Raw genomic sequence first — 1,402 nt, 5'->3', positions numbered from 1 at the left:
TACTCCAGCAGCGGTTCGTGTCCTGAGCTGCGTTTTCGGTAATGACAGCGGCGGGCGACGGCCTGGCGGCGTCTTCTCCAGGCCGACCACTTCAGCGCGTGGGTGACGGGATCGCGGTCGGCTCGCGGGTGGGGCAGGAGAGCGTCCAGGAGCCGCCGTATCTCTGCCACGGTGAGCGGGACGGAGGCTGATCCGTTTCTGCAGCCCCCTTTGCGGCATCGCTGCCGGCCTGGGGCTGTGCTGCGATTGCGGTCAGGACGGCATGGGCGAGCATGGCCAGGGTGATGTGCCGATACCAGCCGATATAGCGGCGGACCTCGTACTCGTCCAGGCCGCATTCGTTCTTCGCGGCTTGGAAGCATTCCTCGATCGCCCAGCGGCTTCCGGCGATGTGGACCAGGTCGGCGATCTCGACACCCACGGGTGCGTAGGCGAGGTAATAGGCCAGCTCAGCGGGGTCGGACAGGCTGCGGCGGGCCATCACCCAGCGGTGGTGGGTTGGCGGGTCGGGGTCGAAGATGATGTTGGCCGGCAGCTTGGCCGCGGCCCAGTCGTAGACCCGTGGACCCTTGGCCCCGTCACCGCAGGACAGCCGCTGCCAGGCATCACCGGGCGCTTCGTCGATGAGCTGGTCGATGCGCCAGATGCCGGCCAGGGACTTGATCTGCTGCGACTTGGGCACCGCCACCACATAGCCGATGTCGAGCTGCTCGAGTAGACGGCGGAAATGCCAGTCCTGCCCATAGGCCTCGTCTGCAGTGATCCACTTGGCGGGCAGGCCGGCGGCCAGGCAGCGGCGGACGATGTCCCGGGCCAGCTCTCCCTTGGTCGCGAAGCCGCGTTCGTCGGGGATCTTCGCCGCCCGGCAGCGGTCACGATCGGACGTCCAGGCTTTGGGCAGATAGAGCTCCCGGTCCACCAGAGCGCGGCCCAAGCTGGTGGCATAGGCGGCGAACACCCCGATCTGGCAGTTGTCGATCTTCCCTGAGGTTCCGGTGTACTGCCGGCCCACCCCGGCTGAGGTGGTGCCCTTCTTGATGAACCCGGTGTCGTCGATGATCAGCACTCCGTCCGGCCCGAGCCGTTCGGCGGCATAGGCACGGACGTCGTCACGCAAGGCGTCTGCGTCCCAGACACTGCAGTTCAGCAGCCGCTGGAAGCCGTCGGGAGTCCGGTGACCTGCCCATTCCGCGAGCTGCCAGCCGTTCTTGCGTGTCGCCCGCCCCAGCAGACCGCGGACGTAGTCCCGCATCCGCCACCGCAGATCCGCCCGCGCAAACCGGCCCGCCACCCGGGCGAACACCGACTCCAACTCACCCGCCCAGTCAGCGACTTCAGTCATCCCCTCCATGACCGGGACAACGACAACCACCAGCTCAGGACACGAACCGCTGCTGGAGTA

Annotated in this window: 1 protein-coding gene; it reads right to left on the bottom strand. The window is 67.4% G+C overall.

Features of this window, described 5'->3' with window-relative positions; genetic code table 11:
• Window positions 1-91: 91 nt before the first annotated feature.
• Window positions 92-1,342 (bottom strand): IS701 family transposase, encoded by a 1,251-nt coding sequence (locus ACFY2L_RS38955; protein WP_390824718.1) that lies wholly within the window; start codon window positions 1,340-1,342, stop codon window positions 92-94.
• Window positions 1,343-1,402 lie beyond the last annotated feature (60 nt).

Source organism: Streptomyces sp. NPDC001381 (genome assembly GCF_042895685.1).
Taxonomy (GTDB): domain Bacteria; phylum Actinomycetota; class Actinomycetes; order Streptomycetales; family Streptomycetaceae; genus Streptomyces.
This window is presented reverse-complemented; position numbering and strand designations above follow the sequence as displayed.